A 20,788-nucleotide genomic window follows, 5' to 3' on the forward strand; every position below is an offset into this window, starting at 1 on the left:
TGGCGGGATGCGAGTACAGCGGGCCGGCCGAGGGGGCGGTGACTTCCCCGGCCCAGACCGCGACCAGGGAACAGCGGTCGATCCAGCAAAACGTTGCCGAAGTGGCGGGTTTACTCAAAGCTTTCCCAACAGACCCGGGGATGCCGTCGGAAACAGAGCCTGCCGGTGAGCTTACGATTGAGCTTGCTCCCGGCGACTATACGGTCAAGAGTGCCTGTGCCGGTGGCAACAGCGCCAATCTCTCCATTGTCCAAGGCGAGCGCCCGCCCCTGACAATGCCCTATACGTGCGACTCGGTCCTGGAACGGTTCGTCCGGCACCCCGGTGGCCCCTTAACCATCAGTGCCACCGTACCCACAGGCAAACCGGCCGCGGCGGGCGTTACCGTACAGCCCAACACGGACGCACGCGCTTCGGAACTGGAAGACCTGCAGGAGTGGTCAGCACAGAGGCTGGGACCCGAGAAACCCGGCCAGCATTATGGTTCCACCGTTTCGGACACAGTCACCAACTACGGAATGACGGCACTCGACCCCGGCACTTACGAACTGCACTTTGTCTGCGAAGGACCACCCGAGGTTCAGCTTTCGGTGTCCGTTCCGTCAGGTGCGGAAGTTCTGGCTCCGGTACGGGTCCCGTGCAACGGAGACCTCTTCAAAACTTCCCTGGAGTTGGTCAGCCAGGACGCAGATTTCCGGATCGACCCAGGTGACCGCACAGTAGGCCGATACGCGTTCAGGCTGGTTCCATCCACGTAGTCCCGTTCCATTCTGTCCCGCCGGATACGGGAGTGCTTCACCGAACCCGTGGTACTTACACAGCGCGTGCCCATCCGGCGGGGTCATCGCCCGGAGGGATGGCCTGGATCCCCCGCAGCAACACAAGTGCGTGCAGCCATTGGCGCTCGAGCGGGCTGAGCGGCCGCACGGACTCGTATCCCGCAAGAAGCGCGGCCCGGGCCCTTTCAGGCGTCGGTTGCCATGATGTGAACCGGGTGCCGAGTAAGACGCATGCGTTCGCGAGGTCGCTGACGCAATGGTCCAGCCCCACCTCGTCGAAGTCCAGAACGGCGATGACCTCCGAGCCTGCGGTCAGTATGTTCGAGGCCCGGTAATCGTTGTGGATCAGCTGTGGCTCGCTGTCGATCGGCGGCAGCGACTCTGTCTGGCGGCGGAGTCTTGCGGACGCGTCCGGCACCCTCCCGGTGTCCTCGTGCTGCAACCATGTCTCTACCCGCCGTCGCAAATCCAGGGACCCTGCCGTGAAGCGCCCCAGCCCGGCCAGCCGGCTGTCACTTTGCATTGCCAACGCGCCATGTAGCCGCGCCAGACACGCGCCGGTCTTTCGAACCGCCGCGTCAGCAGTAATGTCGAGCAGTTCGCCGTCGATCCGCGGCTGCACCGATACGGATACGGAACCGATGATTACCCGGAGCTGCCCGTCAACTGAGGCCAGTGGGGGAGCCACGGGCACGCCCTGCTGGTGCAGCTCTTGGATCAGGTCCGCGGCCGCGGCAAACTTGGTGAACTGATCCTGGGCCCGGGACCACTTCACCACCAACGCTCCCCGGCTCGTGCGAACCCAGGCGATGGCGTTGTCGCCACTGATGACAATCCGCTCGCACGCCTGTACCTCGATGGCCCAGGTTTCAGCGAGGACGTCAGTAAGCCAGCCGGAAGCTTCATCGAAGCTGTCATGACCGAATCTTTCCTGCAGGGCGCTCCTGGGCTCGGCCGATTCCCAAAGCATCGATAACCCGGTTGGAAACATCTTCGAGAGTTTACCCGCATGCCGCATTACTTCCGCAGCGCTGACGCTCGTCCGCCGGGGGAGGGACGGCGCCCCGTCAGGAACCACAGCACTGGTCCCAGCACGGGCAGCGCAAGCACGATCAGAGCCCACACCAGCATGCCTCCGGAGGTGTACGTCCTGTTCCGGGCGATGCTGATCAGGGCAGCAATGATCAGGACTGCGTACGCCATCAGCATGAATCCCAGGATGCCAAAGGTCGGAGTCAGAGGGCCTGCAAGCCCGTTGGCAGCTGATGTCATGATGGTTCCCCCCCCAAGCAGTGCGGCTAGCGGATGCGGTAAACCCTACTGCCCCTGCCAAAAGTCTCAGGGCTGGCGCACGTCCTGCGGCTGGGCTGTGGCGGCTACCTCCTGGATCCGTTCGGTGGCAGCCCAGCTGGCAAGCAGGCGGAGGCGTTCGTCCGAGGGGGAGCCGGGTACCGCGGGGTAGACAGTGAGGGAGAAGCCGGGGTCTTCCGGGAGTTCCATGGCCTCGTAGGCGAGCTCAAGTTCCCCGACCACCGGGTGGCAGAAGATCTTGGTCCCGGCGTAGTGGTGCCGGACGTTGTGGGACGCCCAGCGGGTCCGGAACTCCTCGCTGCGCATGGAGAGTTCTCCGACGAGGTCGGCCAGCCGTTTGTCGAAGGGGTTCCGTCCGCTCTGGGTCCGCAGGATGGCGACGTTGGTGTTGGCCGCCAGATCCCAGTTGGGGTAGAAGTCACGGGAGCTGGGGTCCAGGAAGATGAAGCGGGAGTGGTTGGCAGGCCGGGCAGGGCCGCGGTACATCTCCGAGTACAGGGCATAGCCGAGCTGGTTGGCCGCCACGATGTCCATGTGGTGGTTGCCGATGAATGCCGGGGAACCGGTGATGGAGTCAAGCATGAACTGCAGGGTGGGGCGGACCGCCTTGCGCTGAAGTGGACGACGGCGGGCCCTGCCTGACGGTCCGGCCGCCTTGGCGAGGTTGTACAGATGGTCCCGCTCGGCCTCGTCGAGCCTGAGGGCGCCGGCGATCGCGTCCAGGACGCTTTCGGACGTGCCGGACAGGTTCCCGCGCTCCAGCTTGGTGTAGTAGTCAACGCTCACGCCGGCGAGCATCGCCACCTCTTCACGGCGCAGGCCGGGAACCCGCCGTCGTCCGCCGTAGAGCGTCAGCCCCGCCATTTCGGGACTGATCTTTGCCCGTCTCGATGCGAGGAACTCGCGCACTTCCATCCTGTTGTCCACCCGTCCACGCTACCGCGCAGCAGCACGGCCAGGGAGGTTCTGCGGGAACCCGGATAAGCAGAGCCCTCGCTGGGAAGTGCGTTGCCCTGTTTGATGGAAAGTGCCCCCAAAACCCGGAAGGACACCCCATGCCCGCAGTTGCCATCGACACCCCGATGCCCGCACGTGAGCAGACAGTCGGCCGCCCCTTGGCGGTTGTGCTCGCCCTGCTGACAGTTTTCGGTCCCATTTCCATGGACCTCTACCTGCCTGTCCTTCCAGCCCTCACCATGGAGCTTCAAAGCACGACGTCGGTGGCCCAGCTGACCATCACCGCCTGCCTTTTGGGGCTGGCCGTGGGCCAGTTGATCGCCGGGCCGCTCTCGGACCGGTTTGGCCGCCGGACGCCGTTGCTGATCGGAGTCATCGCGTACACCGTCACATCGGTCCTCTGCGCCCTGAGCCCCATCGTCGAGACGCTCATCCTGGCCCGGTTCGTACAGGGCCTCGCCGGCGCCGTGGGCATAGTGATTGCCCAGGCTGCGGGACGGGACGTGTACTCGGGCGGCAAGCTGCTGCGCTACTACGGGCGACTAACGGTGCTCGGCGGCCTGGCCGCCATCGTCGGCCCGGTCATCGGCGGGCAGCTTGCAACCTTCACGGACTGGCGCGGAGTGTTCCTGTTCCTTGCAGGCGTGGGCGTTCTGATCCTGGTGGCATGCCTGGTGGTCTTCCGGGAGACCCTGCCGGCGGAGCTCAGGGTAAGCGGAGGGCTCCCGCACACGCTCAACGATTTTCGGCAGCTCCTGGCAGACCGGGTGTTCGTCGGCGTGGTACTGATTACGGGGTTCACATACTCCGCTCTTTTCGCCTACCTCAGCGGCGCAACCTACATTCTCCAAGGCTTGTACGGGCTCTCGCCCCAGGGCTATGCGTTGGCCTTCGGCCTGAATTCGCTGGGCTTTATGGTCTTCGGCTTCCTCGGCGGCCGGCTCTCTGAGCGCTGGTCCGAACATGGAACACTGACCCTGGGCCTGATCATGGCGGGATCCGGGGCGCTGGGGCTACTGGCCACCGCGCTGCTGCAGCTGCCCCTGATGGCGATCATCCTGTCCCTCTTCAACATGGTCAGCGGTGTCGCCGTCACCAGCCCGCCGGCAACATCGCTTGCGCTCAAGGATTACCCGGCCATCGCCGGGACCGCCTCATCGCTGCTGGGGCTCGCCCGGTTCGCCTTTGGCGGACTGGCCGCCCCGCTGGTGGGGATCGCCGGCGCTGACAATCCGGTTCCGTTCGGCATCGTGGCGGCCGCCTCCCTCGCTGCCGCCGTACTCTGCCTGGGACTGGTCACGCCGCAGCGAAGCAGCCAGCCTGGTTTGCGCCGGAGCGAGGCCGACGGCGGGACCTGAGCCAAGAGGGGCCGTCTGATCGCCGGCCGCGCAAGTCAGTAGTGGCGGGATCGGTTTTCGGACCACCGTTTCTGCACGAACCAGTAAACTCCGGCGCCCATGGCCAGGAAACCGATGACGCCAACAGCGATGAACTTTGTTGCGATGCCGACGACGAGCAACAGGAGGCCGCCCAGCACGATGAGGATGGGGGCGGCAGCGTCGGCCGTCAGCGGCTGCCCGTACGCTCCAAGGCGCAGCGTCCTTGCCAGTTCGGGGTCTTCGGTGCTGAGGTGCCTTTCCAGTTCGTCGAGCTGGTCCCGCTCCTCGGGGGATAACAACATGAGGAACTCCTGGGTGGTGTGCTTGCAGGGCACGCCCCTGGCTATAGGGGCGTGCCAGGATGCTGCCGGTTTCGGGCTAGACCGCCGTGTAACCACCGTCGATCGGAATGGTGGCGCCGGTGATGAACTTTGCCTTGTCGCTCGCGAGGAAGGTGATGAGGTCTGCAACTTCCTGGGCCTCGCCGACACGGCCTGCCGGGTGCAGTTTTGCATACTGCTCAAGGGTCGGCTCCTCGATGAGCGGCGTACGGATGACGCCGGGGGCCACCGCGTTTACCCGGATGCCCTCCTTTGCGTACATCGTCCCGGCGGCGCGGGTCATGTTGACGACTCCGCCCTTCGAGGCCGAGTAAGCGATGTTGTTCGAGACGGCTACGAGGCCGAACATCGAGGCGAGGTTGATAACGACGCCACCCGTGCCCTGTTCGAGGAGCTGTTCGATGGCGTACTTGTTGGTGTAGAAGACGCCCGAGTAATCGATGCCGTTGGTGCGTTCCCAGTTTTCGATGGTGGACGTGACGACGTCGCCCTCGCCCCCGACGCCTGCTGATGCGACGGCAATGTCAACCCTGCCGAATTCCGCAACCGTCTTTGCGATGGCGGACTGAACACTCTCGGCCTTCGAGACGTCGCCCTGGACGAACTTCGCACCGATTTCGTCGGCAACTTCCTGCGCCTTGGGGTTGTAGTCAAAGATCATGACCTTCGCACCCTCGGAAATGAAGGTCTTTGCTGTGGCGAGACCGAGGCCGGAGCCGCCGCCTGTGATGAATGCCACCCGATTTTCCAATTGCATGAGTCAGTCCAATCTGTCAGTCAAGCGCAGTAACGGTAGTCCCGCGACAAAGCTTTTATATGCTTATGCATATAGTTTAGCAGCTTTACTTGAAACATCAAGTAAATGGAATCAGTCCTCCGACGGCCGCGCTGACTACGTGTTTGGGACATGCAAGGAGGTCTGCCCATCGGATTGGGTAGAAGCCTGGCCCGGCTAACGCTCAGGCGCGAAAAAGTCCGCGCTGGTCACGTATTGCATGGCCTTCACAAACTTCGGATCGCCTGCCCTCGCATAGGCTTCTTCCTCGCTGAGCTCAGCGACCCGGCTGTGGATCCACCAAAGGTTGCCGAACGGATCCCGGACCCTGCCCACCTGGTCGCCCCAGAACATTTCGGTCATGTTCGTTACCGCCGTGGCACCGGCGGCCAGGGCAGCGGCGAAGGTGGCATCGCCGTCGTCGACGTAGACCCGGAGGAAAGCGGGAGTCGGCGGCCAATCCGGGCGTGAATCGAAGGCGAGGATGTTCGAGTCACCGATGCGGGCTTCGGCGTGGCCGATTGAGCCGTCGTCCATTGGAACGCGGAAGGCTTCCTCGGCATGGAACGCGGCGGTAATGAAGTCGAGCAGGCCAGGCGTGCTGCGCGTGATGATCCACGGTTCCACCGACCTGTAGCCTGCCGGGATGGCGCTCACTCCTTCCGCGCGCTTCAGCGGGGCCATCTTGCGGACGGCCTCTGGGGCAGGGTTTTGCGGCTGACCTGTCATGTGCCTGTGGAGTGAGTCGATGGCATACTCCATGCCGGCCGCATATTCGGGCATTTGCCAGCGGCGGCCGGCTTCGTCGTCGGGCACGTCCTCCCTGTGCGACATGATCCACCAGACATTGCCAAGCGGATCCTGGATGCGGGCACCGCGGTCACCCCAGGCGCTGTTGTCCAGGACAGAAACTACGGTGGCACCCGCGGCGAGGGCGGCGTGGAAGGTGGCATCGGCGTCGTCCGTGTACAGGCGAAGGTACGACGGCGTGGCTGGCCAGTGCGGGCGGGCATCGAAGGCAAGGACTACTGAGTCGCCGATCCGCGTTTCCGCGTGCCCGACGCTGCCGTCCTCGCCGACGACGCGGCCGATTTCCTGTGCACCAAAGGCAGCTGTCATGAATTCGAAGAGGGTGCTGGTGTCCCGGGTGATGAGCCAGGGGCTGACGCTGGAGTAGCCGGCCGGGACGGTGCTGATGCTGGGGTTTGCCGTGGTCATGACGGTCCTCTCCGTCGAGGTTCTTTGGTGTTAGGGTACGCGCGTTGGGGCCAGGATTGGCTCCGGAAATCAGTGCCCCACTCGATTGCTGACCGAGGCAGTCGCGGCTAGCCGTAATCCCGCAGCAAAGAGCCCGTCTGCTGGGCGCATTGGCCGATCCGCGCAAGATGCGCCACTGCCAGTTGGGGCAAGCGGCGGACGGGGTCAGCGTAGGTATCCTCGTCGCGGAGTGACCTCTCCAGGTCCAACGCAAGGCCAGCGAGGCGTTCGGCACCCACCATCTGGCTGGAGGTTTTGAGGCTGAGGACTGCATCGAGTGCACCATCCAGGTCCCCGGTGGTCAGGGTCAGGCGAAGCTTTTCGATCCTGTTGGGCAGGTGCGCGATGTAGTTCCTTACGAAGGCACGCCACACTCCTTCATCCTCATCCAGCTCCGAGCGCAGCGCGTCCAACACGGACCGGTCAACCAGCGGCCGGATGTACCCGTCAGGCTCCGTCATGACGTGCCCACGTCCGGGGCGCGCACGTGCAAGCAAATCTGGACCCAACGTTCATGACCCCTCCTGAACCTTGAACGCCGAACGGTCCCCCAGAACTCCTATGGACCATACACAGCCCGGGGAAGGGAAGCACGAGTAGTCAGTACTCTATTTTCTAAAACCGGCCCACGTTCCGGGCCTCTGTCCCGGTAGCCTGCTGAAGGGGTTGCAGCTTGGGCCAGGACCCCTGTCCTTCTCCTGAGGCGAAGGGTACTCTAGGCGGAATCGCTGACCTGGCTAGGGTCTCAGGGGTACGTGGGGGAAGGACGGCACGAGGGAGATGACACTCAAAGACGAGTGGGACCGGCTGGATCCGGAGACCCGCCAGTGGCTCTTGGAGAATCCGGGATGTGTGATGTTGCCCCGCACGGTCACCGCACGGATCAAACAGCATTCCGTTGGGCTCATAGAAACCGATAACCATGGCCAGTTGATGCTTTCCCGGGAGGATCTGGATTTCATCCGGGAAAAGGCACGGACGTGAGTGCACGATTGCTGGGCAAAGCCGGTCGGCGCGGAGGACCTTATATCAGCGCCAGCAATCCTGATCACGCGATCTCCTGGACCGAAGGGGGATGAGATGGACAAATACGACGTGAAGATGGCCTTGAAGGCTTGCTACTCGGCCAGACCAAGGGATTTCTCCATCGTCGATGTTCCGGAAATGCAGTTCCTGGCGGTTGACGGGCAGGGGGACCCGAACTCCTCGCAGTCCTACAGCGAGGCAGTCGAGGGTCTCTTCTCCGTGGCCTATACGCTGAAATTCCACAGTAAGGCCGTTCACGGGAGGGACTTCACAGTCGGGCCCCTTGAGGGCCTGTGGCGGGGAAGCGAGGAGGACTACATACGGCGGGACAAGGTCAACTGGAAATGGACCATGATGATCCCACAACCGGATTGGATCGGAGCGGATACGCTCGCCACTGCCAGGGAAAAAGCATGGTCAAAAAAGCGGCTGCCGGCCATTCAGGAGCTAAAGCTGATGAGCCTGCATGAAGGCCCCTCCGTGCAAATCCTGCATGTGGGGCCATACGACAACGAAGGGCCCGTTCTGGCCCGGCTGCACCATGAGTACATGCCGAACAACGGGCTGGCGCGTAACGGGGATCACCACGAGATCTACCTGAATACCCCCGGACGCACGGCACCGGAGAAGCTGAAGACCATCCTCCGGCAGCCGGTCAGGAGCCTCGACGCAGACTAGGGTTACCGGGCGGTTCCCCCCCGTCGGGACGCTCATGCGCCCTCGCTGCCCGACGGAGCACCACGCAACTAATGGCCGGCATAACTTCACAGGAGATCTGGGTGCAAGCAAGATCCTTCGAGAGGTTGGTTGTATGTAATCTATACCGATGATGATGCCTCTAAGTGAGATCAGACGCATTAAGGAATCGGTCGATCCGGAGTGGCGTTCGACTGTTGCCGACGACGTAGCCAGCGCGTGGGGTCTTGATCCTGGGACTGCCAGATGGTGGAGGTCCAGCGCCAGTCACGTCTTCGTGGTCCCCGGCGCTCCGCGTCGGTTTCTTCGGTTTGTGCCCGCGGATACGGAAGCCGCCCGGCGGTTCCGGCAGGGTGCCGAACTGGCAACCGACTTTCCGCATGTCGATGGCCTTTGGGTCGCACGTCCTCTGCCGTCAGGCTCAGGCGACCGCGTGCCAACCGTCGACACGTCGTTTGGCCCAATGTCAGCGATGCTCGTGGAGGAAGCCCCGGGCATTACCCTCGACGTACAGTCCCTCACGCCGGCACGGGCCCGGGAATGGGGCCAGGCGCTGGCGCGATTCCACGCCGCTGCTCCTCGCATTGATTCCACTGAGCCTCACATTTACTCTGATGAAGGCCTGCTGGCCGGACCCCTTGCACACCTGCACGGGCTCCTCGGATCGAGTGAACCCACACACCGACAGATGACAATGCACGGTGACTTCGAGCTGGACAACCTTCGGTTCTCCGACGCCGGCGTGGCGATCTTCGATTTCGACGAGTCAGGCTACGGCCCCGCTGCATGCGACATCGCTCTTGCGACCCGTGCGCTGCACGGTGAGGAGGGCGCTGACCCCGAACCCGAGCTTTATGCAGAGTTCCTCATCGGATACCGCAGCCAGAACGGGTTCACCGAAGAAGAGGAAGCAGCGGTAGAAACATACTCACTGCACCACTCCGCCCGGCGCGCCCAGGATTGCTCAATCCTTGACGAGGGTTTTCGACCCTCAGATCCGCTGTGGCAGCAGGAACTCCACGACGAAATCCTGGCGGGGAACGCCTGGCACCGCAGCAAGGTCATGTCCGCTGTCCGCGAGTTGGGACATGACGCGGACTTCTTTGAGCTGGAGCACTGACTAGTCCGCTGAGCCTCCGGCTGGACCGGAACCCTACTTGCCCTTCCCGTTGCCGCGGGCCCCGTTGTCGTTGCCCTTCCCCGGTTTGTCGCCGGGTTCCGACTTCGGCTCCTCCGCATCCTCATCCGGCTCAGCTTGAGGTTGAGGAGCGGGCACCGGTGCCGGAGCAGGCGCCGGCAAGGGCGCTGTGGGCGCGGGATTAGCTTGTGTCTGGCCGGCAGCACCGTTTTGGGTGTCAGCGCTGGCTTGTACGGCCGCAGCCTCAGCGGCTTGACGGATCAAGTTTTCCAAGTCGGCCCGGACCAACTCCAGCGCGCCCAGGATTTTCTGTTGCCTCGCCACGGAAATCCCGCCGGCGGCAGCGTGGGCGGCAACTTCACTGGCCACGCCATTAAGGTTTTCCAAGGCCCGGGCGTAGTCTCCTGCGGCAGCCGACTGGTGAACCGGGATCAAAAGGGACTGAAGCGCTTCTGCCGTGTCCGCCTGCAGCTCCTCGCTCCGCGGAGACGCCGGCAGGAACCCGAGCAGGATAGCCAGCAGAATGACAATCGGAAAGGCGGTCACACTGGAACGGCGGGGCAAGGGGGCTAGCGCCTGAGCCATACGTTCAACTCCTCGCATCGGCCCTTGGAAGGGCGGGCACAACGGAAATTCATCACCGCTGCCTTCGGGGACAACGCCCTTGATCGGCGACAATCCATGATTTAATCAGCATGCTTAGTATATGCGACTGCTGGGGCCGCTGACTGCTACTTCCTTGGATTGTTGTGACAGGAGAACGCATGCCCCTGGCTTCGCCGCTGCCCCCGGCCGGGCGCCATTTCCGGCCGCCGCTGCACCGTCGTAGGAGGCTGTCCCTGATCTGGGGAGCGGTGGCGCTGGTCATCCTAACCAGCATCACGTTCGCAGTTGTCCGCTGGGTGCCGGGGCCGTGGGTTGAGTCGCCGGTTGTCCCAGCTGTGGGGACGCCGGACAGCGCGGCAGCCATCCCCGAGGACCTGGCGAACAGCATTGATCGGATCCTGGGCGACGCGGGCGACTATCGCGTCGGCGTCGCGCTGTCCGGTGTTGACGGCGGCGAGACACGCACGTTCGGTGATAATTCGCCGTTCGCGGCTGCCAGCACGGCGAAACTCATCACCGCAGCGGCCTACTATCACCTGGTGGAAACCGGCGAGGCCACGCTGGATGAAAAGCTGGGGGACTACGACGCCGGCTTCCAGGTCGAGGCCATGATCAACACCAGCAGCAACGACTCCTGGCTGTTGCTGATGGACGCGATCGGATATCCGCGGCTCATTGAATACGCCGCCTCGATTGGCATCGTCTACGATCCGCAGGAAAACACCCTGACGCCCGGGGAAATGGCCGTGTTCCTGAAGAAGCTGTACGCCGGTGAGCTGCTCAACCGCGAGGACACTGAGCAGATGCTCGGCTACATGCGGAACACCAACGATGAAGTACTGATCCCCGCCGCAACCAGGCCGGACATTACCGTCCATCACAAGTACGGGCAGCTGGACGGCAGCCTCCATGACGCCGCGCTGCTGACCTTCCGGGAGGCAACCTACGCGTTGGTGATCTACACGGAAAGCGCTGACAGCTCGGACGAGGCGGAGAGGACCGAGCTGATCCACGAACTGACGGAGACCGCCGTCGACGCCCTCTTCCCGCCCGCGCCGCCAGGTCCGTAAACGGCCGGGTCCATAGACATTGGGCTACTCCGAGCCGGGTACTGGCGGATGCCGGTGCTTGTGGTGCAGCGCGTAACTGTCAAACACGTCGGATGACGTGGTTCCCGGATGGCCGAATTTGCCGCGGAGAACCTCTGCGAGATCGTCCAGCGCCGCATACAGCATCCGCCCGGCAAACTGGAGGTCCGGGTTCTTGCTGCCTTGGGCATCGGCTGCCAACTGCTGTGCGTAAGCAACCGTGGCCGGCAGGGAGCCTCTCTGCTCGGCCTCATGGAAGTAGTAGGTTTCATGGAACGAGAGCAGATCTATGCTGACGGCTGCCACGTTTCTGGCCAGCGATTCGAGCAGTCCGGCGGCATGCTGCGGATTCAGCGAGGCCACCCCCTCAGAACCTGCGGCTTCCCGGAAGAGGTTAAGATCATGGGCAAGCGCCCGCCGGCGGATGAGGGCGGGGTACATTTGCAGGATCCAGGAGACCGTGGCGGTCAGCAACCCGAATCCAGTGACTGCCTGGAACGACGCCACGAGCCGGAGCAGCGGATGGGCGGCCACGATTTCGCCGAACCCCACGGTGGACAGTGTGACCAGCGAGACGTAGAGCGCCTCTGTGAAGTCGCCGTGCTGCGGCACACTCTCCGCGTAAACGAAACCTTCTGGCAGGTGGGGCAGGTACAGCAGGGCCCAGCCGATGGCAGCGAGCCCAGCCCAGGCGGCGATGACAGCAGCCATGGCCAATGGTGCGGCGATGGTGGAGGCCCGGCCTCTGAGCTTTCTGGTGAGCAGCCATAGTCCGCGCATGATTGCCCGGCTTACGGGTCCGGAACCGTGCGGATAAAGGAGCGTGCGGAAGACGTCGGCGAGCATCAGCAGGATCAGTCCGGCCCCCAAAGCCGTCAGGAGCACATCGCCGAAGTCCATGCCTCATCTTAAGGGTCGGGTTCATTCCCCGGCGGGACACGCCGCCTCAGCGGGTAACCGCAGGCAAACGTGGGTACGGTTCCCACATGCAGAAAATTTCGATTGACGCCCTGGCCCGTCAGCAGATCGAGGCGGCCGTGGCGGCGCCCAGCGGCCGGGCCGCCGATACCGCCTTCGGTGGGCATGAAAAGACGCTCCGGCAGACCGTGATGGCGTTCCGCGCGGGCACCCAGCTCAGCGAACACCAGAACCCCGGCGAAGCGACTGTTTTTGTGCTGAAGGGAAACGTGTGGCTGAAGTCCGGCGGGAACTCCTGGCAGGGCAAGGCCGGGGACCTGCTGATCGTGCCGGATGGGCTCCACAGCCTCGAAGCGGAAGAGGACTCCGCGGTGCTCTTCACCGTGGTCAAGACAGACCGCCTAGTACAGCTGCCGGTTTAGGGAGTGCGACGGCGGCGCCTGGCTTCGCCCTACGCAACCTCTGCCTGTGGGCCCGCCCGCGTCCGAAGGAGCAGCAGCACCGTTCGGGGGAGCGGCAACACAACAGCCAGGGCGAGCACCGGCACCAGCGAGACGCCGACGTCGGGAAACTGGCGGATGATCACCGCCAGGTCCGTCTCGAACCGGGCGGGGGCGTAGACGAAGCACAGCCACAGCGCGAACGCGTCAAGTGCCAAGGCCCCAACAGCCACCACCGCGGGCAGCCACCGCCTCCCGGCGGCACGCCGCCGGAACAGGACGGACAGCGCAAGCCAGAGGCTCAGCAGCTCCGCCACCAGCAGCGCCAGCGCCACCGCCCAGCTGTAGCGCTGCAGCCAGTCCTCCTGGACAACTGCCAGCACCGGCGGCCCGCCGTGGAGAATCCGAAGGATGTTCGTGTCGATGGACTTGAGCCGGGAGGGGGCGGAGGCGTCGTTCCCGTTGATCACCAGGGCCACCCCCAGCCGGGAGTCCGGAACCATGGCCAGGTAGGTGTGCGTGTTGCCCCATTCGCCCTGGTGCTCCAGCAGCAGTGGCAGATCGCCGTCGTCGGACTCTGACGGGCCAACCGATTCCACCAGCGGGCGGGTGAACCAGCCCATGGCGTACCCCTTGGAGGCGTCCACCTGCACCCGCGGCTGGAACATTGCCCTCACGCTTTCAGGCTGGAGGATGTGGCCATCACCGTACCGCCCATCGTTGAGCAGGGCCATTAGCTCGTGGCCCAGGTCCTCAGCGGAGGAGTACATGGTGGTTGACGGCATTCCCGTGGCGGGTGCGGGCACATCGGTCTGGAGCCAGAACGAGCCGAACCAGAGGGAATAGCCGGCGGCCAGATTGTCTGCGCGGGCAGCGGCCCGGGTGGGATGGCTGTGCGGCATTTCCAGTGGTTCGAAGACGTGCTGCTCCATGTAGTCCGCGAACGGTTGGCCGGAGACAGTCTGCACCAGGAGCCCCAGGATGTTGTAGTTGGCATTGGCGTATCCGAACTCCGCTCCGGGGGTGCCGGCCAGGGGAGCGCCTGCCAGGGCCCGCACCCCTTGTTCGAGCGCCGCGGGGTCCTGCGCGTTGGAGCCTTCGAACGCCGTATCCCCGGAGGACATGCCGCTGGTCTGGTGCAGCAAATGCCGGACCGTGATGGCGGAGGCGCGGCTGTCTTTCAGGGTGAACCAGGGCAGGTAGGTCTGAACCGGCTCGTCCAGCGCCAGTCGGCCGGCCTCAACCTGCTGCATCACGGCGATGGCTGTGAGTGACTTGCTGGTGGAAGCCAGCAGCACCGGCGTCTGGGCGGTCATGGGCCTGGCTGAATCGTCGGCCATTCCGAACGCCGCAGAGTGCACCTGCAGGCCATGCTGGACAACAACGACGGCGGCGCCGGGAATGTCCAGCGTGTCCAGCTGATCCTGGAGGAAGAGATCCAGCGCGTCGTAAGCCTGGTCCGGATGCGGACCCTGCGTTGGGGCGCTTTCGGCGATGGCAGCGGCCGGAATGCCCAGGCCAAGGGCGGCGGCGGCAAGGATGCCCGACAGAAAGCAGCGCGCTGACCAGGAAATCTGTCGCATGCCCGCACCTGCACTTCGGCTGTCCGTCTCTTCACGGTAAAGCGCGGACGGAGGGAAAACAATGCATTTGGTGCCTGGAAAAGGGGAGTACGACGGCGGCGCCCGCCGCACAAAGCGCGGCCCCTGAAGATTCTGGCTCCGGAGTTGCAAAAGGGCTGTTCCGCAGCTGGCCCGTGCCGTTAGGGTGATCACGGGCGGTGCCGCTGAAGGAATCGCCCGGTTGGGTGATCAGGTGCCGGTAACGGAGCTGATCCTAGCGATTCGATTCTCGGGAGGAAGCATGACCAGTCCAGAGCAGGATCCGAGCCAGGAGGAAGGCCCCGCGGACGGTGGCGCGGCAGGCGTCCCCGGCATGCATGATGGCGGTGCCGACGGCGGCGCTGACAGCGGAGCCGATGGGGGAGCCGACAGCGGTGCCGGCGGTGGGGCCGATGGAGGAGCTGACAGCGGCGCCGATGGGGGTGCCGACAGCGGTGCCGATGGAGGCGCTGACGGGGGAGCCGACAGCGGTGCCGGCGGTGGTGCCGATGGAGGAGCTGACAGCGGTGCCGACGGAGGGGCCGATGGGGGAGCCGCAGAACGGGGCATCTAAATTTTGAGCACCACCCGCACGGACTTTCGGGACCCCGACGCACTGGAAAGCGGCGGGGTCCTGGAAACACGCCTTATCAACATTGGCCGTGAAAGGTTCGCCGGCGACATCTGGGGGCGCACTGCGCTGCTCACGCGTGGCGCCAGCGACTTCTCCGATCTGTTCTCCGCCCAGGCCGTGGACGAACTGGTCTCCCGCCGCGGACTGCGCACACCCTTCCTCCGCGTTGCCAAGGGAGGCACTACGTTTCCCGACTCGTCATTCACCTCTCCCGCCGGTGTCGGCGCCACCATCTCTGACCAGCTCGACGACACAGCCCTTTGGCGCAAATTCGCGGACGGTGCCACGCTGGTGCTGCAGGCACTGCACCGCACCTGGGAGCCCGTCTCGGACTTCAGCAGCAGGTTGAGCACCGAGCTGGGACATCCCGTGCAGGCCAACGCCTACATCACGCCGCCTCAGAACCGTGGCTTCGACGATCACTACGACGTCCACGACGTCTTCGTCCTGCAGATTGGGGGGACCAAGCGCTGGATCATCCATGAGCCGGTCCACCCGGACCCGCTGCGTGACCAGCCCTGGACCGACCGCCGCTCCGCCGTGGCCGAGGCCGCGAAAGGCGAGGCCTATATCGATACGGTGCTTGAGCCAGGGGACGTCCTCTACCTGCCGCGTGGCTGGTTGCATGCCGCTCAGGCGCAGGGCGAGGTCTCCATCCACCTCACGCTCGGAATCCACAGCTGGACCCGCTATGCCTTGGCCGAACAGCTGGCGCAGGCCGCGCTCGCAGCGCTGTGCGACGATCCCGAGATGCGCCGTACGTTGCCATTGGGCGTGGACGGGCCAATTGGGGAGGTCGACGTCGTCCGTAAGCGTCTCGCGGCCGCCCTCGCCGAGGCTGACACCAGTTCTTTGTTCCACCGCACCCGGCGGGGTCAAGGCCGGCCGGCGCCGCTGGGACCGCTGGCCCAGCTCGCGGCTGTCGACGGCCTGGATCCCAACTCTGTGGTCCGGCTTCGCGATGCACTGGAGGCACGGCTAGAGGGATCGCGCCTGACCACGCGCGTGGGCTGGCTCGACTTTCCAGAGGCCGAGCTGCCGTCTGTAACCCGTTTGCTCGACGGGGAGATTCACGCCGCCGGTGACCTCGGCGTCGAACTCGTTGAAAGACTGTTGCGCGCGGGGGTCCTCGTTCCCGTTGAACAGTGATCCAACCAGTGACTTCGCCACGGTGGCGGCCACGGAGCGCTTCTTCTGCTCTGAAGGCGCGCGGTTGCGCGGCGACCCGATTGCAGGCACGGCGTCGCACGGCGTCGTGTGGGTCCTCATCGAGTACCGGGGCGGGTGGCCGCTCAATGGCTTCGAGGGCCTTGACCTGAAGCCTGAGACCAAAGCACTCGTGCTTTCTGCGGCGAAGGCCGCGCGGGCGAGGGTGCTGCTGGTGAGGCGAGCCGGTCTCCGCCGCCGTGAGGGTCAGAGCCGTTGGGCTGTGCTGCGCCATGAGGATTCAGGCGCGTATCGTCAGCAATGGGGAACGTGGAGCCGGGACGAGGATCTGGCGGAGATTGCCACAGCCCTCAGCCTCCCCGGAACGCCCGGCCATCCGCCCGTCATCCTGGTCTGTACCCACGGTCAACGTGACCAATGCTGTGCCGTGTGGGGACGGCCCGTGGGACGTGCACTGAGTGAGCGCTGGCCGGAACTGGTGTGGGAATGCTCGCACGTAGGCGGTGACAGGTTCGCCGCAAACGTTGTGGTTGCGCCCGACGGCGTCTATTACGGGAATCTGGACGCGGAGTCGTCCGTCGCCACGGTCGAAGAACACCTGGCCGGCCGTATCCACGCGGAGTACTTGCGCGGATACACGGATCTCGTCCCAGCACAGCAGGCCGCTGTCGCGGCCACGCTCAGACGTTTCGGCCCGGCCGGCCGGAACGACTACAGGGTGGTCGAGACCTCCCGCGACGGTGATCGTTGGCGGATCCGCATCACCGGCCGCCCGCCCCACCCGGTGAGTGTCGACGTTGAACTGGACGCCCGCCGCGCACCACCCAGCCAACTGACCTGCCGCGGGCCGGCGGTGAGCTCTGCCCTGGTCTACGAGCTCACTTCGATCTCGGCAGTCTGAAGCCAGTGGCGATCGACGCGCCGAGGACTTCTTATGACCGTTACTCGGGCGTCGCTGAATGCGCTCGGCGCTCGAGCGCGTCTCTGATGTGGTGCATGTTGGCGGCCTCGTCGCGTCGCGAGACTAAAAGAAAGACGGGGAAGAGGAGCCTGAACCAGCCATGGGGGCGTGGCACGAACTCCACGTCGAGGCGGGTTCCTTCCGGAACCGGTTCGAGGCGGCAGGTGAAGGTAACCTCAAGTGGCCCTCCGTTGTGCATCGTCCAGGTGCGTGGCCGCTCATAGGCGACGGTCTCCATTTCGATCAGCGGGCTGCCCTTCCACTGCGCCCGGTACCTGGTGCCGAGCCCGGCAGGCCCCTCGGTCACCTTCTCCATCATCATGCACTTCGGGTTCCACTCCAGCTCAGCGCGGTGGTCGGACAGGTAGTCGAACGCGTCCTCACGCTTGCACCGGATCACAACGGAATTTCTGATGACGGACATCGGAGCTCCTTGGCCGACTTTTTCACTAGAGTGTCCACTAGTGGTTTCTCTAGTAGACTGCTCCACGTGCCCCAAGTCAAGCCCTCCCATAAGCAGACTCGCGCAGAGCGTGCCAAGGAGACCCGACGACGCATGCTGGCCTCGGCCCGCGAGATGTTCGTCTCCCAGGGCTACTCTGCGACCACTATGGAGCAGATCGCCGCCGCGGCCGGTGTCGCCGTCCAGACGGTCTACTACACGTTCCGGACCAAGGGCCAGCTGCTCTGCGAGGTCGTCGAGGTAACGGCTGCAGGGGAAGAGGACCCGACCCCCGTCATTCAGCGCCCCTGGGCCCAGGCGATGCTCTCGGCGACCTCTGCGCAGCGCGTGCTGGCGCTCGGCGTCGAGCACGGCACCGCCATCTTCGAGCGCGCAGCTCCGCTGTGGCCAGCGGTCCGGGCCGCCACCGAGGCCGACAGCTACGTCGAGCAGTACTGGACCAATGTCACTGCCGGCCGCCGGGCGGGCCAAGCCAGGATCATCGCCCGGCTCGCCGAGCTGGGTGCACTGCGCCCGGACCTTGACCGCCAGCGAGCTACGGACGTTGTGGTCCTGCTGATCGGGCACCAAGTCTTCAGCGAGCTGGTCCAGGACTCGGGGTGGAGCGTTCCCCAGTACAAGGCCTGGCTCTTTCAGACCCTCGTTCAACAACTCCTGAAGCAGACCCGGCTTGAGGCGGGAGCGGTCGACGACCTCTCATTCGCGGCGCACCTGCCCTGACGCCGCCGTCGTCGATCTTCTAAGCGGCCTGCTCCCGGTTCCCGCGGAACGCAACCCGAAGGGCGCCCCGGAAGGACAGCCGGCTCCTCCGGCTCACCACAATTACGGCCGCTAGGCCGGCCAGCAGGACCACGATGCCGCCGCCTGCAACGGACCAGCGGGCACCGAATTCGCTGCCAATCCACCCCATCAGGGGTGCGCCCAGGGCAGTCCCGCCCTGAAGCACGGCCAGGTACAGGGCCAGCACGCGCCCCCGGAACTGCGGCTCCACCGACAATTGGATGCTGGTGTTGCAGCTGTTCAGGAACGTGATGGACGCCAGGCCAACGGGGATCAGGAGAACCGCATACGGCCAGAACGACGGCGAGACGCTGCCCACCAGCGTGAAGAACCCCAGCCCCAGCGCCCCGCCAAGGAGGAAGCGCAGCCGCGGTCCGGCCCTCCGCGCCGCGAGCAGTGCTCCCGCGAGGGTGCCGACGGCCATGATGGAGCCGAGCAGTCCGAATTCGCCGGCGCCGACGCCGAACTCCGTGGTGGCCATCAGCGCGTTGGTGATGGGGAAGTTCATGCCGAACGCGCCCAGGATGCCCACCAGGACCATGATCAGCACCAGGTCAGGGCGGCGCCGCACATAGTTCACGCCCTCGGCCACCTGGTGTTTGCCGCCGCCTGACCGGGCCACCGGCACCAGCTCGGAGGTGCGGATGAGGAACAGGGAGATGATGACGGCGGCGTAGCTGGCCGCGTTGAGCAGGAAGACCGGGCCGGTACCCACCCAGGCGATGAGTACACCGGCGACGGCGGGGCCGGTAAGCCTGGCGGTGTTGAAGGAGGCGGAGTTCAGGGCCACGGCATTGAAAATGTTGTCCTGTCCCACCAGTTCGGAGACGAACGCCTGGCGTGCCGGGGCATCTATGGCGCTGGCTATGCCCAGGCAAAGGGCAGCCAGGTAGGCGTGCCACAGCTGGGCGGTGCCGGTGACCACCAGGAGTCCGATGGCCAAGCCTGTCAGACCCATGGCCAGCTGGGTCCAGAGCAGGATGATGCGTTTACGGTAGCGGTCGGCCAGCACCCCGCCGTAGGGGCCCAGCAGCAACATGGGCAGGAACTGCAGCGCGGTGGTGAGGCCGACGGCGGCACCTGAGTAGTTGGTGAGGACGGTCAGGACCAGCCAGTCCTGGGCGATCCGCTGCATCCACGTGCCCACATTGGACACCAGCGCACCCCCGGCCCAGATCCGGTAGTTGCGGTTCTCCAGGGCCCGGAACATGGCACTCATCGGCCGCTCATCTTCTGCATGATGCCGGCGGCGCGGCTGAGGATGACCCTGTCCTCCTCGCTGAGCCCGGCCAAACGCTGGGCAAGCCACGCCGTCCGCTCGTTGCGGGCTTCGGCCAGGACGTCCTTGCCGGCGTCGGTGATGTCCACCCGGACCTGCCGGCCGTCGTCGGGGTGGGCGGACCTTGAAACGAAGCCCTGGTCGGAGAGGGCATTGACGATCCGCGTCATGGACGGGGCCTGCACATGCTCGCTTTCGGCGAGTGCGCGGAGGGTGCTGGGGCCATTGCCGTTCAGGAGGGCCAGCACCGTGTACTGCCCGGGGGTGATGACGTCCCCGGTTGCTTCGACCCGGAGCCGGCGGGACGTGCGCATCACGGCCGTCCGCAGGTCAATCGCCAGAACGTCCGGCCTGGTGGGGCCCGACGCCTCCTGGTCCGCAGTCCCTTGGTCCGCCGTTTCGATGGTGCTCATGATGCCGCTGCTCCTCTTGGCCGTGCGTCCCGGCCCCTCTTCCTCGTCAAATACTTAGCAATGCTAATTAGCTACGCTAACCATTATGCTCCTGATGTGGGAAGGGTGCAATCGGGGGTTCAGCGCGTCAACCGGTCAACGCTTCAGGCGGTCAGCGCGCGGCAGCCTGCCGGCGGGAGATCCGGCGTGAGATGAAGGCGGCGGGAAGGATCAGGAACCACAGGTACGGAGTGTTGTTGGTCAGGATGAATGCGGCCGGGATGCTGAGGAGAAACACGGCCGGCGCGGTCATCCTGCCCCGGAACACCCGCCAGTGCTCCTGGGCATCCACCGTCTTATCTGTCAGGCCCCTGCGCCAGGCATAGGTCCACATGCCGGCAAGCGTGAGATACACCCCGGAGATGGCGGCGGCGTAAAGCACACTTGGCCAAGGGCTCGCGTTTCCGCCGTAATCACTGAGTATTGAGGTAGTGGCGGGCACCATCACGATGAAGAACAGCAGCAGCATGTTCAGCCACGCCAGCTGCGGGTTGAACTCGCGGATACGGAAGAAGTCCGTGTGGTGGGACATCCAGACGCGGGCGATGATCACGAAGGACAGCGCAAAGGCGATCAGCTCAGGTATTCCGTCGATGAGTTCGGCAGTCAGCCGTTCCGGTGGAATTCCTGCGGGAACCTTCAGGTCCAGTGCCAGGAGCGTCAGGGCGATGGCGAACACCGCGTCGCTGAAGAACACCATGCGTTCAAGCGGAACCGATTTATCCAAACCGCAATTCCTT

25 protein-coding genes are annotated in these 20,788 nt (G+C 64.8%); 11 read left to right on the forward strand and 14 right to left on the reverse strand.

Going from position 1 to position 20,788, the window contains the following annotated elements; all coding sequences use genetic code 11:
- The first annotated feature begins 140 nt into the window (after positions 1-140).
- On the forward strand, positions 141-758 hold the full coding sequence (locus F8G81_RS05545; protein WP_267278012.1) for a hypothetical protein: 618 nt from the start codon (positions 141-143) through the stop codon (positions 756-758).
- Between the two features lie 55 nt (positions 759-813).
- On the opposite strand, the gene F8G81_RS05550 is transcribed toward F8G81_RS05545, so the two are convergent.
- The 3 genes from F8G81_RS05550 to F8G81_RS05560 form a co-directional block, all read right to left on the reverse strand.
- On the reverse strand, positions 814-1,770 hold the full coding sequence (locus F8G81_RS05550) for a phosphotransferase enzyme family protein (RefSeq protein WP_267278013.1): 957 nt from the start codon (positions 1,768-1,770) through the stop codon (positions 814-816).
- 26 nt (positions 1,771-1,796) lie between these two features.
- Positions 1,797-2,051, reverse strand: coding sequence for a PLDc N-terminal domain-containing protein (locus F8G81_RS05555; protein WP_267278014.1), 255 nt, complete (start codon positions 2,049-2,051; stop codon positions 1,797-1,799).
- A 66-nt stretch (positions 2,052-2,117) separates the two neighbouring features.
- Positions 2,118-3,017, reverse strand: coding sequence for a helix-turn-helix transcriptional regulator (locus F8G81_RS05560; protein ID WP_267278015.1), 900 nt, complete (start codon positions 3,015-3,017; stop codon positions 2,118-2,120).
- 128 nt (positions 3,018-3,145) lie between these two features.
- On the opposite strand from F8G81_RS05560, the gene F8G81_RS05565 reads away from it, so the two are divergent.
- A complete protein-coding gene (locus F8G81_RS05565; protein WP_416377107.1) occupies positions 3,146-4,405 on the forward strand; it encodes a multidrug effflux MFS transporter in 1,260 nt (419 codons plus the stop codon).
- 35 nt (positions 4,406-4,440) lie between these two features.
- On the opposite strand, the gene F8G81_RS05570 is transcribed toward F8G81_RS05565, so the two are convergent.
- From F8G81_RS05570 to F8G81_RS05585, 4 genes are all read right to left on the reverse strand, one after another.
- Positions 4,441-4,728 (reverse strand): DUF3040 domain-containing protein, encoded by a 288-nt coding sequence (locus F8G81_RS05570; RefSeq protein WP_267278016.1) that lies wholly within the window; start codon positions 4,726-4,728, stop codon positions 4,441-4,443.
- Between the two features lie 76 nt (positions 4,729-4,804).
- On the reverse strand, positions 4,805-5,506 hold the full coding sequence (locus F8G81_RS05575; protein ID WP_267278017.1) for an SDR family NAD(P)-dependent oxidoreductase: 702 nt from the start codon (positions 5,504-5,506) through the stop codon (positions 4,805-4,807).
- A 213-nt stretch (positions 5,507-5,719) separates the two neighbouring features.
- On the reverse strand, positions 5,720-6,760 hold the full coding sequence (locus tag F8G81_RS05580) for a VOC family protein (protein ID WP_267278018.1): 1,041 nt from the start codon (positions 6,758-6,760) through the stop codon (positions 5,720-5,722).
- A 107-nt stretch (positions 6,761-6,867) separates the two neighbouring features.
- Complete coding sequence (locus F8G81_RS05585; RefSeq protein WP_267278019.1) at positions 6,868-7,260, reverse strand: Hpt domain-containing protein; 393 nt, start codon at positions 7,258-7,260, stop codon at positions 6,868-6,870.
- Positions 7,261-7,579: 319 nt separating this feature from the next.
- On the opposite strand from F8G81_RS05585, the gene F8G81_RS05590 reads away from it, so the two are divergent.
- From F8G81_RS05590 to F8G81_RS05600, 3 genes are all read left to right on the forward strand, one after another.
- Positions 7,580-7,783: a hypothetical protein gene (locus F8G81_RS05590; protein WP_267278020.1), complete on the forward strand. Its 204-nt coding sequence runs from the start codon at positions 7,580-7,582 to the stop codon at positions 7,781-7,783.
- A 96-nt stretch (positions 7,784-7,879) separates the two neighbouring features.
- Positions 7,880-8,503 carry a GyrI-like domain-containing protein gene (locus F8G81_RS05595; RefSeq protein ID WP_267278021.1) on the forward strand — a complete coding sequence of 208 codons (624 nt, stop codon included), beginning with the start codon at positions 7,880-7,882 and terminating at the stop codon, positions 8,501-8,503.
- Between the two features lie 154 nt (positions 8,504-8,657).
- Positions 8,658-9,641, forward strand: a complete 984-nt coding sequence (locus F8G81_RS05600) for a phosphotransferase enzyme family protein (RefSeq protein ID WP_267279131.1) — start codon at positions 8,658-8,660, stop codon at positions 9,639-9,641.
- Positions 9,642-9,674: 33 nt separating this feature from the next.
- Here F8G81_RS05600 and F8G81_RS05605 read toward each other — a convergent pair whose 3' ends face one another.
- On the reverse strand, positions 9,675-10,244 hold the full coding sequence (locus F8G81_RS05605; RefSeq protein ID WP_267278022.1) for a hypothetical protein: 570 nt from the start codon (positions 10,242-10,244) through the stop codon (positions 9,675-9,677).
- Positions 10,245-10,423: 179 nt separating this feature from the next.
- Between F8G81_RS05605 and F8G81_RS05610 the strand changes: the two genes are divergently transcribed.
- The gene (locus tag F8G81_RS05610; RefSeq protein ID WP_267278023.1) at positions 10,424-11,335 is read left to right on the forward strand and encodes a serine hydrolase; all 912 of its coding nucleotides are present in this window, start codon (positions 10,424-10,426) and stop codon (positions 11,333-11,335) included.
- Between the two features lie 24 nt (positions 11,336-11,359).
- Here F8G81_RS05610 and F8G81_RS05615 read toward each other — a convergent pair whose 3' ends face one another.
- Complete coding sequence (locus F8G81_RS05615) at positions 11,360-12,253, reverse strand: potassium channel family protein (RefSeq protein ID WP_267278024.1); 894 nt, start codon at positions 12,251-12,253, stop codon at positions 11,360-11,362.
- A gap of 86 nt (positions 12,254-12,339) precedes the next feature.
- Between F8G81_RS05615 and F8G81_RS05620 the strand changes: the two genes are divergently transcribed.
- The gene (locus F8G81_RS05620; protein ID WP_267278025.1) at positions 12,340-12,693 is read left to right on the forward strand and encodes a cupin domain-containing protein; all 354 of its coding nucleotides are present in this window, start codon (positions 12,340-12,342) and stop codon (positions 12,691-12,693) included.
- Between the two features lie 29 nt (positions 12,694-12,722).
- Here F8G81_RS05620 and F8G81_RS05625 read toward each other — a convergent pair whose 3' ends face one another.
- Entirely contained in the window at positions 12,723-14,294 is a 1,572-nt protein-coding gene (locus tag F8G81_RS05625; RefSeq protein WP_267278026.1) for a serine hydrolase domain-containing protein, read from the reverse strand.
- A gap of 280 nt (positions 14,295-14,574) precedes the next feature.
- Between F8G81_RS05625 and F8G81_RS05630 the strand changes: the two genes are divergently transcribed.
- The 3 genes from F8G81_RS05630 to F8G81_RS05640 all read left to right on the forward strand — a co-directional run bounded on the left by F8G81_RS05630 (position 14,575) and on the right by F8G81_RS05640 (position 17,014).
- The gene (locus tag F8G81_RS05630; protein ID WP_267278027.1) at positions 14,575-14,886 is read left to right on the forward strand and encodes a BatC protein; all 312 of its coding nucleotides are present in this window, start codon (positions 14,575-14,577) and stop codon (positions 14,884-14,886) included.
- Between the two features lie 3 nt (positions 14,887-14,889).
- Positions 14,890-16,095: a cupin domain-containing protein gene (locus F8G81_RS05635; RefSeq protein WP_416377108.1), complete on the forward strand. Its 1,206-nt coding sequence runs from the start codon at positions 14,890-14,892 to the stop codon at positions 16,093-16,095.
- A 79-nt stretch (positions 16,096-16,174) separates the two neighbouring features.
- Positions 16,175-17,014: a sucrase ferredoxin gene (locus tag F8G81_RS05640; RefSeq protein ID WP_267279133.1), complete on the forward strand. Its 840-nt coding sequence runs from the start codon at positions 16,175-16,177 to the stop codon at positions 17,012-17,014.
- A 40-nt stretch (positions 17,015-17,054) separates the two neighbouring features.
- Here F8G81_RS05640 and F8G81_RS05645 read toward each other — a convergent pair whose 3' ends face one another.
- Positions 17,055-17,498 carry an SRPBCC family protein gene (locus tag F8G81_RS05645; protein ID WP_267278028.1) on the reverse strand — a complete coding sequence of 148 codons (444 nt, stop codon included), beginning with the start codon at positions 17,496-17,498 and terminating at the stop codon, positions 17,055-17,057.
- Positions 17,499-17,564: 66 nt separating this feature from the next.
- Here F8G81_RS05645 and F8G81_RS05650 point away from each other — a divergent pair, with 66 nt between their 5' ends.
- On the forward strand, positions 17,565-18,257 hold the full coding sequence (locus F8G81_RS05650; RefSeq protein ID WP_267278029.1) for a TetR/AcrR family transcriptional regulator: 693 nt from the start codon (positions 17,565-17,567) through the stop codon (positions 18,255-18,257).
- 19 nt (positions 18,258-18,276) lie between these two features.
- On the opposite strand, the gene F8G81_RS05655 is transcribed toward F8G81_RS05650, so the two are convergent.
- The 3 genes from F8G81_RS05655 to F8G81_RS05665 form a co-directional block, all read right to left on the reverse strand.
- Complete coding sequence (locus F8G81_RS05655; protein ID WP_267278030.1) at positions 18,277-19,536, reverse strand: MFS transporter; 1,260 nt, start codon at positions 19,534-19,536, stop codon at positions 18,277-18,279.
- Positions 19,533-20,009, reverse strand: a complete 477-nt coding sequence (locus F8G81_RS05660) for a MarR family winged helix-turn-helix transcriptional regulator (protein WP_267278031.1) — start codon at positions 20,007-20,009, stop codon at positions 19,533-19,535. Before F8G81_RS05660 ends, F8G81_RS05655 begins: the two co-directional genes overlap by 4 nt.
- Positions 20,010-20,160: 151 nt before the next feature.
- A complete protein-coding gene (locus F8G81_RS05665) occupies positions 20,161-20,775 on the reverse strand; it encodes a TMEM175 family protein (protein WP_267278032.1) in 615 nt (204 codons plus the stop codon).
- Between the last annotated feature and the right edge of the window lie 13 nt (positions 20,776-20,788).

It is taken from the genome of Arthrobacter sp. CDRTa11 (assembly GCF_026427775.1).
In the GTDB taxonomy this organism is placed as follows: domain Bacteria; phylum Actinomycetota; class Actinomycetes; order Actinomycetales; family Micrococcaceae; genus Arthrobacter.

Excerpts from the sequence above, each read along its gene's own strand:
- F8G81_RS05645 (WP_267278028.1), bottom strand. The coding sequence starts at position 17,498 with ATGTCCGTCATCAGAAATTCCGTTGTGATCCGGTGCAAGCGTGAGGAC.
- F8G81_RS05570 (WP_267278016.1), bottom strand. The coding sequence starts at position 4,728 with ATGTTGTTATCCCCCGAGGAGCGGGACCAGCTCGACGAACTGGAAAGG.
- F8G81_RS05585 (WP_267278019.1), bottom strand. The coding sequence starts at position 7,260 with ATGACGGAGCCTGACGGGTACATCCGGCCGCTGGTTGACCGGTCCGTG.
- F8G81_RS05630 (WP_267278027.1), top strand. The coding sequence starts at position 14,575 with ATGACCAGTCCAGAGCAGGATCCGAGCCAGGAGGAAGGCCCCGCGGAC.
- F8G81_RS05615 (WP_267278024.1), bottom strand. The coding sequence starts at position 12,253 with ATGGACTTCGGCGATGTGCTCCTGACGGCTTTGGGGGCCGGACTGATC.
- F8G81_RS05550 (WP_267278013.1), bottom strand. The coding sequence starts at position 1,770 with ATGTTTCCAACCGGGTTATCGATGCTTTGGGAATCGGCCGAGCCCAGG.
- F8G81_RS05580 (WP_267278018.1), bottom strand. The coding sequence starts at position 6,760 with ATGACCACGGCAAACCCCAGCATCAGCACCGTCCCGGCCGGCTACTCC.
- F8G81_RS05625 (WP_267278026.1), bottom strand. The coding sequence starts at position 14,294 with ATGCGACAGATTTCCTGGTCAGCGCGCTGCTTTCTGTCGGGCATCCTT.
- F8G81_RS05600 (WP_267279131.1), top strand. The coding sequence starts at position 8,658 with ATGCCTCTAAGTGAGATCAGACGCATTAAGGAATCGGTCGATCCGGAG.
- F8G81_RS05565 (WP_416377107.1), top strand. The coding sequence starts at position 3,146 with ATGCCCGCAGTTGCCATCGACACCCCGATGCCCGCACGTGAGCAGACA.
- F8G81_RS05590 (WP_267278020.1), top strand. The coding sequence starts at position 7,580 with ATGACACTCAAAGACGAGTGGGACCGGCTGGATCCGGAGACCCGCCAG.
- F8G81_RS05545 (WP_267278012.1), top strand. The coding sequence starts at position 141 with ATGCCGTCGGAAACAGAGCCTGCCGGTGAGCTTACGATTGAGCTTGCT.
- F8G81_RS05595 (WP_267278021.1), top strand. The coding sequence starts at position 7,880 with ATGGACAAATACGACGTGAAGATGGCCTTGAAGGCTTGCTACTCGGCC.
- F8G81_RS05660 (WP_267278031.1), bottom strand. The coding sequence starts at position 20,009 with ATGAGCACCATCGAAACGGCGGACCAAGGGACTGCGGACCAGGAGGCG.
- F8G81_RS05555 (WP_267278014.1), bottom strand. The coding sequence starts at position 2,051 with ATGACATCAGCTGCCAACGGGCTTGCAGGCCCTCTGACTCCGACCTTT.
- F8G81_RS05610 (WP_267278023.1), top strand. The coding sequence starts at position 10,424 with ATGCCCCTGGCTTCGCCGCTGCCCCCGGCCGGGCGCCATTTCCGGCCG.
- F8G81_RS05655 (WP_267278030.1), bottom strand. The coding sequence starts at position 19,536 with ATGAGTGCCATGTTCCGGGCCCTGGAGAACCGCAACTACCGGATCTGG.
- F8G81_RS05605 (WP_267278022.1), bottom strand. The coding sequence starts at position 10,244 with ATGGCTCAGGCGCTAGCCCCCTTGCCCCGCCGTTCCAGTGTGACCGCC.
- F8G81_RS05620 (WP_267278025.1), top strand. The coding sequence starts at position 12,340 with ATGCAGAAAATTTCGATTGACGCCCTGGCCCGTCAGCAGATCGAGGCG.